General features: G+C 27.5%; 20 protein-coding genes. 9 read left to right on the top strand and 11 right to left on the bottom strand.

Annotated elements, in window-relative coordinates; translation table 11 throughout:
* The 4 genes from Q0C16_RS01135 to Q0C16_RS01150 all read right to left on the bottom strand — a co-directional run.
* The coding region (locus Q0C16_RS01135; RefSeq protein ID WP_292319203.1) for a hypothetical protein at window positions 1–385 on the bottom strand (385 nt) is incomplete at its 3' end.
* Window positions 382–1272 carry a hypothetical protein gene (locus Q0C16_RS01140; RefSeq protein WP_292319204.1) on the bottom strand — a complete coding sequence of 297 codons (891 nt, stop codon included), beginning with the start codon at window positions 1270–1272 and terminating at the stop codon, window positions 382–384. The genes Q0C16_RS01140 and Q0C16_RS01135, both read right to left, overlap by 4 nt.
* Window positions 1273–1328: 56 nt before the next feature.
* Window positions 1329–2384 carry a hypothetical protein gene (locus Q0C16_RS01145; protein WP_292319205.1) on the bottom strand — a complete coding sequence of 352 codons (1056 nt, stop codon included), beginning with the start codon at window positions 2382–2384 and terminating at the stop codon, window positions 1329–1331.
* A gap of 70 nt (window positions 2385–2454) precedes the next feature.
* On the bottom strand, window positions 2455–2835 hold the full coding sequence (locus Q0C16_RS01150; protein ID WP_292319206.1) for a DUF1874 domain-containing protein: 381 nt from the start codon (window positions 2833–2835) through the stop codon (window positions 2455–2457).
* 97 nt (window positions 2836–2932) lie between these two features.
* Here Q0C16_RS01150 and Q0C16_RS01155 point away from each other — a divergent pair, with 97 nt between their 5' ends.
* Window positions 2933–3490 carry a hypothetical protein gene (locus Q0C16_RS01155; RefSeq protein WP_292319207.1) on the top strand — a complete coding sequence of 186 codons (558 nt, stop codon included), beginning with the start codon at window positions 2933–2935 and terminating at the stop codon, window positions 3488–3490.
* Between the two features lie 7 nt (window positions 3491–3497).
* On the opposite strand, the gene Q0C16_RS01160 is transcribed toward Q0C16_RS01155, so the two are convergent.
* Both Q0C16_RS01160 and Q0C16_RS01165 read right to left on the bottom strand, forming a co-directional pair.
* Window positions 3498–3980 carry a hypothetical protein gene (locus Q0C16_RS01160; protein WP_292319208.1) on the bottom strand — a complete coding sequence of 161 codons (483 nt, stop codon included), beginning with the start codon at window positions 3978–3980 and terminating at the stop codon, window positions 3498–3500.
* 200 nt (window positions 3981–4180) lie between these two features.
* Window positions 4181–4528, bottom strand: a complete 348-nt coding sequence (locus Q0C16_RS01165) for a hypothetical protein (RefSeq protein WP_292319209.1) — start codon at window positions 4526–4528, stop codon at window positions 4181–4183.
* Between the two features lie 49 nt (window positions 4529–4577).
* Between Q0C16_RS01165 and Q0C16_RS01170 the strand changes: the two genes are divergently transcribed.
* Complete coding sequence (locus tag Q0C16_RS01170; protein ID WP_292319210.1) at window positions 4578–4934, top strand: hypothetical protein; 357 nt, start codon at window positions 4578–4580, stop codon at window positions 4932–4934.
* A 149-nt stretch (window positions 4935–5083) separates the two neighbouring features.
* On the opposite strand, the gene Q0C16_RS01175 is transcribed toward Q0C16_RS01170, so the two are convergent.
* Window positions 5084–5497 carry a hypothetical protein gene (locus tag Q0C16_RS01175; RefSeq protein WP_292319211.1) on the bottom strand — a complete coding sequence of 138 codons (414 nt, stop codon included), beginning with the start codon at window positions 5495–5497 and terminating at the stop codon, window positions 5084–5086.
* Between the two features lie 34 nt (window positions 5498–5531).
* Between Q0C16_RS01175 and Q0C16_RS01180 the strand changes: the two genes are divergently transcribed.
* Genes Q0C16_RS01180 through Q0C16_RS01195 form a run of 4 tightly spaced genes read left to right on the top strand, consistent with a single transcriptional unit; the run spans window position 5532 to window position 8101 of the window.
* Window positions 5532–6311, top strand: a complete 780-nt coding sequence (locus Q0C16_RS01180) for a TFIIB-type zinc ribbon-containing protein (protein ID WP_292319212.1) — start codon at window positions 5532–5534, stop codon at window positions 6309–6311.
* A 6-nt stretch (window positions 6312–6317) separates the two neighbouring features.
* Window positions 6318–6920 carry a hypothetical protein gene (locus Q0C16_RS01185; RefSeq protein ID WP_292319213.1) on the top strand — a complete coding sequence of 201 codons (603 nt, stop codon included), beginning with the start codon at window positions 6318–6320 and terminating at the stop codon, window positions 6918–6920.
* A complete protein-coding gene (locus Q0C16_RS01190) occupies window positions 6844–7734 on the top strand; it encodes a hypothetical protein (protein ID WP_292319214.1) in 891 nt (296 codons plus the stop codon). The genes Q0C16_RS01185 and Q0C16_RS01190 overlap by 77 nt, the downstream gene beginning before the upstream one ends.
* A gap of 31 nt (window positions 7735–7765) precedes the next feature.
* Window positions 7766–8101: a hypothetical protein gene (locus tag Q0C16_RS01195; protein ID WP_292319215.1), complete on the top strand. Its 336-nt coding sequence runs from the start codon at window positions 7766–7768 to the stop codon at window positions 8099–8101.
* A 92-nt stretch (window positions 8102–8193) separates the two neighbouring features.
* On the opposite strand, the gene Q0C16_RS01200 is transcribed toward Q0C16_RS01195, so the two are convergent.
* The gene (locus Q0C16_RS01200; RefSeq protein WP_292319216.1) at window positions 8194–8565 is read right to left on the bottom strand and encodes a hypothetical protein; all 372 of its coding nucleotides are present in this window, start codon (window positions 8563–8565) and stop codon (window positions 8194–8196) included.
* Between the two features lie 241 nt (window positions 8566–8806).
* Between Q0C16_RS01200 and Q0C16_RS01205 the strand changes: the two genes are divergently transcribed.
* On the top strand, window positions 8807–9061 hold the full coding sequence (locus Q0C16_RS01205) for a hypothetical protein (protein WP_292319217.1): 255 nt from the start codon (window positions 8807–8809) through the stop codon (window positions 9059–9061).
* Here the strand turns inward: Q0C16_RS01205 and Q0C16_RS01210 are convergent.
* From Q0C16_RS01210 to Q0C16_RS01220, 3 genes are read right to left on the bottom strand one after another with little or no spacing between them, the layout of a single operon-like run.
* Window positions 9053–9271 (bottom strand): hypothetical protein, encoded by a 219-nt coding sequence (locus Q0C16_RS01210; RefSeq protein WP_292319218.1) that lies wholly within the window; start codon window positions 9269–9271, stop codon window positions 9053–9055. The two genes, Q0C16_RS01205 and Q0C16_RS01210, sit on opposite strands and share 9 nt — an antisense overlap.
* The gene (locus tag Q0C16_RS01215; RefSeq protein WP_292319219.1) at window positions 9272–9967 is read right to left on the bottom strand and encodes a hypothetical protein; all 696 of its coding nucleotides are present in this window, start codon (window positions 9965–9967) and stop codon (window positions 9272–9274) included.
* Window positions 9964–10461 (bottom strand): hypothetical protein, encoded by a 498-nt coding sequence (locus Q0C16_RS01220; RefSeq protein WP_292319220.1) that lies wholly within the window; start codon window positions 10459–10461, stop codon window positions 9964–9966. Before Q0C16_RS01220 ends, Q0C16_RS01215 begins: the two co-directional genes overlap by 4 nt.
* A gap of 30 nt (window positions 10462–10491) precedes the next feature.
* Between Q0C16_RS01220 and Q0C16_RS01225 the strand changes: the two genes are divergently transcribed.
* Both Q0C16_RS01225 and Q0C16_RS01230 read left to right on the top strand, forming a co-directional pair.
* On the top strand, window positions 10492–10875 hold the full coding sequence (locus tag Q0C16_RS01225; protein ID WP_292319221.1) for a hypothetical protein: 384 nt from the start codon (window positions 10492–10494) through the stop codon (window positions 10873–10875).
* 747 nt (window positions 10876–11622) lie between these two features.
* The gene (locus Q0C16_RS01230; RefSeq protein WP_292319222.1) at window positions 11623–11979 is read left to right on the top strand and encodes a hypothetical protein; all 357 of its coding nucleotides are present in this window, start codon (window positions 11623–11625) and stop codon (window positions 11977–11979) included.
* Window positions 11980–12050 lie beyond the last annotated feature (71 nt).

The following is a 12050-nucleotide window of genomic DNA, read 5'->3' on the forward strand; positions in this document are numbered from 1 at the left end:
GTAAAGAAATATTTAAATATGTATTAATCCAAACATTTGCATAAATCCCTGGATACCCTGGGCCTGATGTATATGTGTTGTAAGTTATAGTAATCAAATCAGAAAACGCTGACGACTGCATACCATTTGATGGTGGTGAGAGAACTTCACCATAACCATTGTAATTTATTGGGGTAGATATGGGTTGCTGGTGAATATATATATTCATATACTGCTGTGTTCCTAATAGAAGACTGTAAAAATAAAAACTTGCATTCGCATAAGGTTGTGATGGTAGTTGAGAGTTAGGAATAACTTCAAATGATGAAGGATGAATATATTCTAAACTTGATAACGTTAAAATTAAAACTAATGATATTGATAAAATTATAGCAAACCTTCTCATAATCTATACCTCCATCCAATTATTACTGCAACTATTATTAAAAATGATCCTAATACAATTGCAGGAATATTTATGTAATTAACTGGCGAAAAACCATCAAATATAACACCACCTCCAAGGTTTAATGTTCCCGAAGTATTTACAGCATAAAAATCAAGGACGTATTGTGAACCGTAAAATGCATAAAATGAATAAGTATATATTATTAAATTTGGCATTTTGGTATATTGCGCAGGTAATTGAGCTGAGTATGTTTCATTGAGATATTTTACAACTAAATAATTGCCCTTTATGTATGCTGATTGTATTGTAGTGTCATTTGTTAAAAAGTAAATTGTGACTTTTGTCATTGCATCGTTTATGTGTATAATACTATTCATTTGATTATAGAAAGTGTTGTCTATTTCAATCAACCAAATATAATCAAATTTTATATCTGGTGCATAAGATACAATTGCTTCAGGTGATAAGCCAGTTAAATATTCATTTCCATATGACACATTTATACTTGCATATATTTCATATTCTGTGTTTACATTTAATATTATATGATAACTCATATTTAATATTAAAATGTAATTTGAATTGTTTTGCCAGTAAGAGTAATTTGCATTCGCATTATATTTTTGTTGATTAATTAAGAAAAACGCTGAATTAATTATAATATTTTGTTCAGATGGAACAATAGCTTCAAATTTCGCTGAAAGGTTTAGATATTTATTGTTTAAATTTACATATTGACCACTTGGATACATACTAATACAAGTCAAATTACCATTTATTTGACCTTGAGATACTGTTATAATTGTAAATGTTGTTGATAAAATTCCTAACAATATAAACAAAACTCCTAAAACTGCAGAAATAGACGTTAAAATATATTTCATAATTTAACCCTCCACTTCTTTTTTATAAAAAAGAAAATAAAAAAATTTGAAAACATTTAAATGTGCCACCTCCAAGCATCAACTACACCAAGTACGATTAATAATGAACCTAAGATGTATGTTATGATTTGATTATTGTTGAAATTAACCTGTCCCATCTGTGATACATTCCATGTTGATGACATTTCGAACAACTGTTCTAAACCACCATTCTGACCATAGTTATACACTGCATAACCATTAATTGTGTATGTCCCTGGCTTTAATATTACATGCATGTACAATGCAGGATAGTTGTTATACGTTGTTGTATTCGTCAAACGCCACTGAGCTGTGCCAGTTGTCGATAAAATTACATACGCATAACTGAATCCTGCAAGTGTGTTTCCTGATGCATTGTATTCTACGTAAATAAAGTTAAGATATGCTCCTGATTGTGTAGATGGAATTTGTATGTTTATTTGGCTACTATTAGACATTGAAAGTGAATATGTTGCTACGGGAGACCATGAACTTGTGCAGTTTTGTAAAATGAAGTATCCTGGATAGACAGTAGATGGTGAGAATTTACCAAACACGGGTTTTCCATTTGCCATTATTGATCCTGAAACTGATTGAGTTCCTGTTGTAGTCTGTATTGATCCACTGTAATGTAATATTGATTCCCATGAAATTTCATATATATGATTGCCACCAGTGATAGGATTGCTAAAATTAAAACTGCTAAACGCCATTATCTTATATATTGGTATAACTTGACTATATTCAACTACTCTTATCGCCCAATTTGTACTATAAACACCCACAAAATTAGATGTATTAAAATCCGAAATCGTTACTTGCCCAGTTGCATATGTCCCCGAACTCTGTACATAACTAAAATAATAATTTGTTGAAAATGTTACTGTAATTGTAACTGATGTGGAACTTGGAAAAATTGTTACATTAAATGGTGTCGTGGCGCTTGGATATGAAGAAGTCATATTATATGTTAATGATGGTGTTGTTGTTGCAGTTGTAATATTTACAACCGAAAACCCTGGAACTGTTGCAGTCAATGTAATTAAAAGTGCACCAATTAAAATCATTGAAATTGCTCCTATATACTTCATTCTCGAACCTCCCTAAACTTTTTTCTATTTTTCATTTTTATTCACCTCTAAAATAAAAAAAGTAAAAAAATTATAATTGTTGGTAGTAGTATACTTTAAAAAATCTAATTTTACCCTGGCTATAAAGTTCTTCCATCTCTTGGGCATTTAAAACCTTTCCTTCGGGAAGTCTTACCATTATTTGTAATACATAAATTATATCACTAGGATATAACTTTATCTCTATTCTATTTACCGAAAAGTTTGTTCCACACAATGAATTAATAATATCTACTGTTCCTTGATGTCCTAATGCATTTATTATATCTTTATCCTTTATTGCTTTACAAAACTGTTCCTTACTTATCTCTTCTATTGCTATTAGCCCTTTTTTTCCATTTTCTAGCCCTACCATAGACAAACTAAAGGTATTGCATATATATTTTTTTAAGGTTTGGGCTTTGGCTTCCATGTATATAATATTATTGTCAAAACTTATAAACCTTATGACAGATCTCTATAAGTTTTGATGATTAAATATTTTAAGATTTTTTAAAAAATTATAACTTATGAAAGAAAAACTTAACAATTTAGAAAAAACAATTTTATTGATTTTGCTTTTTTCTAAGAATGAATTATATGAAACTGACTTTATTCTTTATGATTTAATTTTTTTAATCAATTATCAAACTGATAAGCTTAATATAAATGATTTTGAATTTCATAGTTATGGAATTTATAGTAAAAAAGTATCTGATGCATTATTTAAATTAATAGAAAAAAATTATATTGAATTAGATGATGATATCTTAATTTTAACATACAAATCAAAAAAAATAATTCCTTTTCTTTTAGAAAACACAGACAAAGAATTATTAGAATCAATTAAGGAAAATGTAAACCTATTTAATGATTTAAATCTTTTTGAAATCCTTACTTATCTTTATTATAAATACCCTGAATATTTTAACAATATAAAAAGATTAAAGATTATAGAAAAGAATAAAGAAAAGCTAGCTTTAAACTTATATAAAAAAAATAAAATTTCTTTAAATGCATTATCTGAGATTCTAAATATTCCAATTGAAAAAACTATTAATTTACTAAAAGAAAAAAATTTAATTTAAAGAAAAGTTAAATATATTTTGAAAAAATTGGATCTTCTTTTAAAATCTTTTTCTTTTTTAGATCAATTCCAAATCTCTTTCTAAAATAGCCCACTAAATATTGATGTGGTACAAATATGGAAAATAAAGCATATCTATCAAAAAGTAGTGGTTTGCTCTCAGTTAGATGAATTATAAATGTTCTTTCTAGCTCACCCCTTTTATAAACATCTACCACTAAATAGTAGTTTTCCCCAATCTTCTTTATTTTTGAATATGTGGTATAGCCTTTTAATTTCTTTTTTATTAACCTTTTCCATAGACTGGCTATTTCCTTTATGCTTACCCTCTTTAGTAAATTTTCTATTCTTCTATTTGTCCTTAATTCTATCATATAACTTATCTCGAAAATTCTTAGGTAATATTTTGTCCAATCAAAGATTACTTCTATATCACTACCTACTATTTCCCAGATTTTTCTATCTAACTCACTTAAAACTTCTTCTACCATAAGTATACTATTATTGTCAAAACTTATAAATCTTACGGACAAAATACATATTATGGCAACACCAAAATATTCAATGTATATAGAAAAGCTTACACTAATTATATTGTTAGGTATATTTCTATCTGAACTATTTGCACTTTTATTAATACATATATACAATAATCCTACAAATATAACAAATATTACAAATAATACAAATATTACAAATCTAACGGTACAAAATCATCATTTTTAACATTTTTTAATATTTTTTCAATCTCTTTTTGTTCTTTATCATCAACATAATCAATTAAATATTTTCCATAAAATTGTAAAACCTTAATATAAGTATTATCCAATAATCTCTCAATTTCTTTTTTCTTTTCCTTATTTATTTTCTTACCCAATCTCATTAACATTAACCAAAAAAATAATTCATCCTGTAAAAACAATAATTCCAAAAGATCTTTATTATTGAGATCTATTTTTTCATATTTTTGAATAAAATCATTTTTTAAAACTGTTATATTAAAAATCATTGTTAAAATTTTGTCTTCTAACTTTTCCATGTTATATTGATATAAGAAAACATTTAAAAGATAAAAGTATAAATAATTTATGGTAAGAAGAAAAAAAGAAACCTTTGTTTTTGTTTTAGATAAAGAAACGGCAAAAAAACTTTTTTCAGAGATGGGAGACAAAATAAAAGTTTTAGGGGAGGAAAATAAAGAAAGAAGGAAGAGGGGAAAAGGAGATGGATTAAAAAGGGCAGAAAATAGCTGGAATATAATAGAAGAAGCTGTTGTAAAAAAATTATTAGATAAAGGTGAAATGACGGTTTCAGAATTAGCTAAAGAAGTATCTAGGGAATTAAAAAAGAATAGAAGTTATGTTTATCTAATTATTTGGGCATTAAGAAAAGCGGGGGCACTTAAAGAAGATAAAAGAGGTAAAAACATATATGTAAGGTTATAATTTTTTGTTATTTAGACTTTTTACATGTGGGGAAATTTGTGGGGAAATGTAAAAAGACAGACTACATCAAGACTATTTTTAATAAATTTTGGACTACTTAGAGAACCAAATTTAAAAATAATTTATAAATAAGGTTCTCTTAAGAACTATTAATAATAACTTAATAAGACAGTAGATAACTTATTTTTAGATCTGTATCTAAACAAATATAATAAAATCTCGACATGATCATCATATTCTAAACTTTTAATATCAAATAAATAAGGATCCATAAGAAATTGATCAAATATAACCTTTTCTATTTTTTCAGTATCAATTTTATCATAAATTGCTATTCTAACAATAGTAATTTTTATTCCTAGCATATCTAAATATTGGTTTTCAATAACTATCTTATTCAAAAAGTTTAATTCCTTTAACTCTCTCTCCAATTCTTTTAATACTTTTTTATTATTTAAAATAATCTGTCTTAATGCCACTTTAGGAATCTCTTTAAAGATTAAACTGACTTCATGGACTATCAGTTTATCAAAGACCTTAATGTAATCATCTGTTTTATCCATAAAGATTTTAAATTTGAAAATAGATTTATAAATTATGATCTGCACAGTTTGTAATGTAAATTTAGTTTATAATTCATTAACGGGGGAAGTTTATTGTCCAAAATGTGGTTTAATTTATGGAACAATTTATACACAGATAAAAAAGAATTTTCTAGAAGATCATAGTTTTTATGTAGACTACACGGAAATGAATTTATCAAAAGTAGAACCAAATGAATTAAAACACATGTTAAAACTAAAAAGTTTAAATAAAATGTCTCATAAAACAAAATCAAAGACAAAAATGATAAATTTATATAATTATGCCAATGAATTAGGAATTCAAATAGACTATAAAGTTTTAGATTATTATAATTTACTTAAAAAATCAAATATCAAAACACGATATATCTATTTATTCACAATTATGTTGTATGTTTTATCAAAAGGTTTAAAAATAGATGAAAATAAACTAAGAGAGACATTAAAAAAACATAGGTTGTCTAAAAGAAAATTCAACAAAATCTTAAGAGAATTAGCAAAAGAATTTAACTTAAAGATAGACCTAGACTATACTAATTATTTACAAGAATACCTAAAGGAAAATCCAATCTTAAATAACTATCTAAATGAAATAATAGAAACTATTGAAAAAATAAAAAGAATAAATGATGATATGGGGAAATTATTATTAAACAAAACACTAGTTTCATTAGCAATTTATTATATTGTAAAAAAATATAACTTAAAAAATGTTAATGTAAAAATTTCAAAAACAACACTAAAGAATAACTATAAGCTGATAGAAAAGTATTTAAAAAAAGAAAACAATTAATAAAAAATGCCCAGAAAAAAGGATAAAGATAGTATACCTTCAGACTATAGAGATTTAGACACTGAAGATGTAGACATACCTTCAGATATAGAATTAACTTCAGGAAGCTTAGGAGACACAACAACAAAAAGCATGATAAATGAAGTATTAAGAAGGGTAGGTGGAACTGCTAGGAAATTAACTGAAGAAGTTTTACAAATTGGTTGGAAAGTAAGAACACAATTACAAGAAGATGCTTATGTCTTAGGATATAAATCTGTCTATGATTATTTAGAAGACCTATCACAATTATTTATTGAATATAATGAGGTAAAGGACTTAACAAAAATGAAAAAAGAATATGAAATAAAACTAAAAATCCTAGACTATTTAATAAAAGAATTACAAGACCTTATAACATCTTATGATAAAATGTTCAAACTTCTTATTGTTTCATCTAATAGACAAAATCTCAATGAGATATATCAAGACCTTAGAAAAGAAATAAATGAACACTTAAATTTAATAAACTCTCAAATAAATTTATTATATAATGAACCTAGACATTCCACAGGACAAGTTGGAAGAACTCAGGAAGAAGGTAAAAAACTTAATAAATCCAAAGAATAATAATGATAATATGGGAGACTCAGAAGTTGTTATTGATCTAATAAAAGAGCTTTTAAACAAACAAACACAATCATCAGGTTTATCAGACATTATGGAATTGATCAAACTAGACTATGTTAAAAATTATATGGATAAAATTGTTAATCAAAAATCTAATGATATGGACACATCACAACTTTTGTTATTCCTTTTATTGATGCAACAACAACAACAAGGCCAAAAGCAGGGTATAGATCCTTTATTATTGATGTTATTGTTAAATAAGGATAAAGACAGTGATAAATTAATGCAATTATATCAATTAATGCACAGCCAAACCACAGAAAATAATAAAATGCTATTTGAGACCTTAAAATCTATGACTGAAAAACAACAAGAGCAAAATAATGAACAATTAGAAAAATTAGTAAATACAGTACAGACATTAAAAGACTATATAGATAGAAGGATTGAAGACTTAAATATGCAGATAAGTTATTTACAACAGACAGGGAATAAATCAAAGCTAGGTGAGGTACTAGATGAACTAAAAAGCTTAAATGAGGCAAAAAAAGAATTAAAAAAAATATTATCAGCTGAAGAACCATATGTCTCTTCACAAGGAGGGGTAAATTGGGACAAAATAAGTAATACAATATTGGATATAATGGGTAGCTTAATTAAAGGTTCTACATCTCAGCCACCAGCATATAATCCACCTGCAGAAAACATGGTATCACAAGTAGCACAGACTACTACACAAGCCACACAACAAACACAAAATATTGAAGAATTAGTAAAGACTGTAGAAGAAGCACCTAAACCACAAGAATAACTTTTTTAGTATTTTAAACCTATAAGAAATTATGGATATACTTAATAAGGGTATAGAATATTTACTTGGATTTCTCACAAAATTAGATATAAAGACAGTAAATGAATATATAGAAAAAGATAAAAGTTTAGTACCTTTACTAGATAAATCAATAAAAGAAAATGTTATCACAATAATTAAATTTATTTTGCGTGGTTATTGGAATCAAATAGATAAATATTTACACAATCCAGACTTAATTATTTCAATTATTAATAAAAAGAGGCCAGATATTGCACAAGTATTAAGATCTGAAAAAGGTAGGAAGTGGTTAATTAAACAGCTAAGGGAAATTTATGAATATCTTTATAATTTTACTTGGCGTTAGCATCCTTCTTTTTATTCTTTTATTGGCTACTTCTTGGATTTATCTAATATATAATATTGGTAAAGAAATAATCGAGGATATAAAAGAAATCTTTAAGAGAAAATAATACCTACCTGAACAGAGACCCAGTGTGGATTAGAACCTCTATTAATTACATCTAGTTGTAATTTATCCCCAGCCTTTACATTTATGTATACAGGAATCTGTAATACTGTTCCATTACCTGTAAAGTATCCTTGTGAAGGAAATATTTGTTTAGAATTTAAAATCAATCTAAATAATGTTGTTCCGTTCACACCGGATGGTATTTGGATTATAATATTGAAAATCAATCCATCTTCAGGTACATTATAATCTAATACTACTTCTTGTCCAGGTTCTAAGTATACTCCCGACTGTTGTATCTCTACAGGTTGTGTTTGATCAGCTGAATATACAAAATTAACAAACTCAGTTCTAGCCATAATAACTTATTGCACAAAAATTAATAAAAGATTATCTTATAATAAAATAATAGAATGAAAACAACCAAGGTGTACTATGAGATTGAAGATCATGGTGATAAATATGTAGTATTCTTTTACTTATCAGATGGTACCGTACTATTCAAAGAATTTTATAAGGATAGCCTTGTGGACATGGACCTCTTCGAGACCCTGTTCGGAAAACTTCAAATTTATAAAAATTAACTACATATAAATATACATGGCAAAGATATCTGTACATCTATATGAAATTATAGAACACTTTTTATTGGGTCTATTCGTAGGACTATTAGGCGCAATAGTAATGTATTTCGTATCAGGACCAGCAATAGCTATAATGGGATTAACCTATGTAACAGCTACTGAAGTTGCAGAATTAACATTAGGATTGATATTAGTAGGATTCACAATAAAAGCAATATTCAAATATATTGAGGCAAAAGTAGATGAAGAAAGCGCAGTTAAATCACAATAAAGTATCCTTTACATAGACTATATCTATTAAATTTTTTTCTATCTTTTCTGGTTTTATATCCTTGTCATCAAAATATTTGAAGAATCTTTGTATTGGATAGGTTTTACCTGATGGATAAACTGTTATATATACTCCCTTCTTAAATAAGACAAAATCTATAAAAACAACTTTAACCTTTTGATGAGACCCAAGTACCTGGCTTAATTTCATCTAAATATTTATTTGTGTGAAGTAATTAATAAAACTTTCTACAACTGACTCAGCACCTCCCGGTGTTATCTTAGCATTTGATACTAATGGTATATATGTACCATACATATTCATAGTTAATATATCAGATACTGGAGCTGAATAGAATTGAGTAAAAACAATAAAGACTGTCTGTAAGTTTATTGCCTTAATATTTGGAACTGAGAATATTTTCTGGAAGTTTGGAGAATTATATAAGAAATTAGTTACAGTATCACTCTCGTGGTATCCTGTATTATTTAAAAACCTAACAATATTAAGTGGTGGCAATTTTATATCTAACTTATCATGTATTACACCAACATAAAATATGAATTTTGAGACAGATACTAAGTTAGTTATATTTAACACAGAACCATATGTATTAAAGTATTCTTCTAAATCAATAATTCCAAAGAATACTGGCTTTATTACACCTGTAGTAAACTTAAATTTAAATCTAGTATAATCTGTAACTGGGTATCCACTAAAGATCTCTGTAGTTTCAGTATTCATATAGAAAGGTGCAGGTAGAGAGAATATTGCCAAACCTGGCTGTATTGTAATATTAAATGTTAAATTAAGAGACCATGGAATTCTTGTAGGTTTACCCATGGCTTTTGGTACTAAAATTAACTTTCCAAAATAATCCTTTGAATCTCTAGTTGATACGATCATAGTGGTTTATATATAAATGGATTAACTTGGGCCAAATTATATAAAGAATACAAACCTTCAATTGTTAACCATATATTCACTGTATTTGGTGATAGATTTTGCATACTTATGCTGACTGTTCCTGTAAATAGAACTGGTTCACTTATCTCTTCATGATCATATATAGGTATTGTCATGTTAGGATATGTTGTAATTTGTGTAAATATTGGACTTGTTATCTGAAACAAAACTAAGCCTGTTGGATTAACATCTATTGAAATTCTATTTATCTGTAAGTTCTGAACATAGACAACAGTATTCACAATTGTGTATGGTAGGTTAATTGGAATATTTATTGTCACTGAACTCTGAGGATTCACTATCGTATTAATAACAGTAGTATATTGTCTCTGGATATTTGTAACTAAAGGTACTTGTTGAGCAAAGACTGAATTAGAGAAACTATTAACATCTTGATATAGTAATACTTCCTTGTGTTTCTCAACTATAACCATAAATATTTATATGACAATAAATATTTTAAGATGGTTAAGTGTCCATACTGTGGGTCCTCAAGGTATAGGTTCTTAGGACAAGAGATGATAGAATATTTAAATGTCCCTGCAAACCTATATGAATGCAAAGATTGTCAGAGAGTTTTTGCTACAGTTAAGCTAGACAATAAAGTATTAAAATTAAAGGCTAAAGAATTACCAATATGTGAAGTTGTAGACTCTAAACCTTATTGCGTGACTTATGATCTATTAATGAAAAATGCCACAAAGTATAGGTTTCTAGGAATTTATTTCTTCTTCACTAAGAGATATCTACTTTATCTCTTAGACTACAGATTTGAAAAATATGATGACTTATTCTTAGCATTTTATGTAGACAATTATAAGTTAATAAGATTTGAACTCAATAAATAATATATGAAGAAAAAGGATCTCATATTTTATGTAGAAAAATTGGGTATTAATCTAGACATACTCAAACAAGTAGGTAAGACTTATAGGAAGATGTTTAAGGATAAGATCCTAGAGACGAATAAGTTTATAAAAGTACAAAACAAATAATATATTATCCGATAGGATATGTGAGGTAAAGGGTGGACATATATCCAGTTAGTGGTGTGGGGGTGGGGTGATATAATACCCTACCCCGATATGTAGATGGGGTGGTATGCCCTGTCTGAATAAGGATATCTACTATATGGTTATACTGCTATGTTGTTAACCCTTAGGTGAGTACATATAGATATATAAGTGTTTTGCTGGTTGTCACTGCGTGACAGATAACGAACCCCGATTTGTGATGTTGAAAATGGGGGGTGCGTAACCTATACGCTTTAGTGGTGACATATAACATTTATAAATTTAACCCATAGTACTACACTCCTGTTATAACATTAGATTTATATATAAGTTCTGTTTGTGATATATTTATAAACCTTTTTTGATTATCAATGAGATCCGTTCAATTTATAAAACTTATCTCTTAGTTATTGGTTCTATAAACTTTCCCGACAATAAATTTATATGACCCTAGACCAATACCTATCCAAAAAAGAGTTGATCCATGTGAGTGTTGGAGACATCATCGGCGAGCTATTCTATAACAACCTACCGAGATCGAATGGATATGCAAAAACACGTGGATATATTCTACACAACAGGTTGGGGTTCACTAATGATCAGGTCTTTTGCAGATATATTGAGAATTCTAATTATTATGTTAGACTTTGTGGTGCTCCCGACAGGATTTCTCTTGAAGACAAGCTATATGTTGATGAACTGAAGACAACTTCTAATAGAGATATCACATTCTCAAAGACTGTTGGTGAATATCAAGTTCAATTCTATATGTTTCTAACTGGTATCCATAATGGTAGAGTATTTGTTTATCAGACTTCAGAGAAAAAGCTATATAGTTTTGAGGTTAAGTATAATGAGGATCTAGTTAAGCAGACTTTAGAAGACTACTTGAAATTATATGAGGCAAAACAAAAGTTTAGAAAAAATCATCATGGATAGTTTTTCTTACATTCTATATATATAGTTGATTTAGTTTTTCACAAACATATAGTATGTCATCGAGATGCTTA

The sequence above is a fragment of the Caldisphaera sp. genome (assembly GCF_023256325.1).
In the GTDB taxonomy this organism is placed as follows: Archaea; Thermoproteota; Thermoprotei_A; order Sulfolobales; family Acidilobaceae; genus Caldisphaera.

Coding starts and splice junctions, on each gene's coding strand:
- Q0C16_RS01180 (WP_292319212.1), top strand. CDS start 5,532: ATGATCTGCACAGTTTGTAATGTAAATTTAGTTTATAATTCATTAACG.
- Q0C16_RS01165 (WP_292319209.1), bottom strand. CDS start 4,528: ATGGAAAAGTTAGAAGACAAAATTTTAACAATGATTTTTAATATAACA.
- Q0C16_RS01150 (WP_292319206.1), bottom strand. CDS start 2,835: ATGGAAGCCAAAGCCCAAACCTTAAAAAAATATATATGCAATACCTTT.
- Q0C16_RS01215 (WP_292319219.1), bottom strand. CDS start 9,967: ATGATCGTATCAACTAGAGATTCAAAGGATTATTTTGGAAAGTTAATT.
- Q0C16_RS01190 (WP_292319214.1), top strand. CDS start 6,844: ATGAACCTAGACATTCCACAGGACAAGTTGGAAGAACTCAGGAAGAAG.
- Q0C16_RS01195 (WP_292319215.1), top strand. CDS start 7,766: ATGGATATACTTAATAAGGGTATAGAATATTTACTTGGATTTCTCACA.
- Q0C16_RS01155 (WP_292319207.1), top strand. CDS start 2,933: ATGAAAGAAAAACTTAACAATTTAGAAAAAACAATTTTATTGATTTTG.
- Q0C16_RS01160 (WP_292319208.1), bottom strand. CDS start 3,980: ATGGTAGAAGAAGTTTTAAGTGAGTTAGATAGAAAAATCTGGGAAATA.
- Q0C16_RS01200 (WP_292319216.1), bottom strand. CDS start 8,565: ATGGCTAGAACTGAGTTTGTTAATTTTGTATATTCAGCTGATCAAACA.
- Q0C16_RS01140 (WP_292319204.1), bottom strand. CDS start 1,272: ATGAAATATATTTTAACGTCTATTTCTGCAGTTTTAGGAGTTTTGTTT.
- Q0C16_RS01205 (WP_292319217.1), top strand. CDS start 8,807: ATGGCAAAGATATCTGTACATCTATATGAAATTATAGAACACTTTTTA.
- Q0C16_RS01175 (WP_292319211.1), bottom strand. CDS start 5,497: ATGGATAAAACAGATGATTACATTAAGGTCTTTGATAAACTGATAGTC.
- Q0C16_RS01145 (WP_292319205.1), bottom strand. CDS start 2,384: ATGAAGTATATAGGAGCAATTTCAATGATTTTAATTGGTGCACTTTTA.
- Q0C16_RS01225 (WP_292319221.1), top strand. CDS start 10,492: ATGGTTAAGTGTCCATACTGTGGGTCCTCAAGGTATAGGTTCTTAGGA.
- Q0C16_RS01170 (WP_292319210.1), top strand. CDS start 4,578: ATGGTAAGAAGAAAAAAAGAAACCTTTGTTTTTGTTTTAGATAAAGAA.
- Q0C16_RS01220 (WP_292319220.1), bottom strand. CDS start 10,461: ATGGTTATAGTTGAGAAACACAAGGAAGTATTACTATATCAAGATGTT.
- Q0C16_RS01185 (WP_292319213.1), top strand. CDS start 6,318: ATGCCCAGAAAAAAGGATAAAGATAGTATACCTTCAGACTATAGAGAT.
- Q0C16_RS01210 (WP_292319218.1), bottom strand. CDS start 9,271: ATGAAATTAAGCCAGGTACTTGGGTCTCATCAAAAGGTTAAAGTTGTT.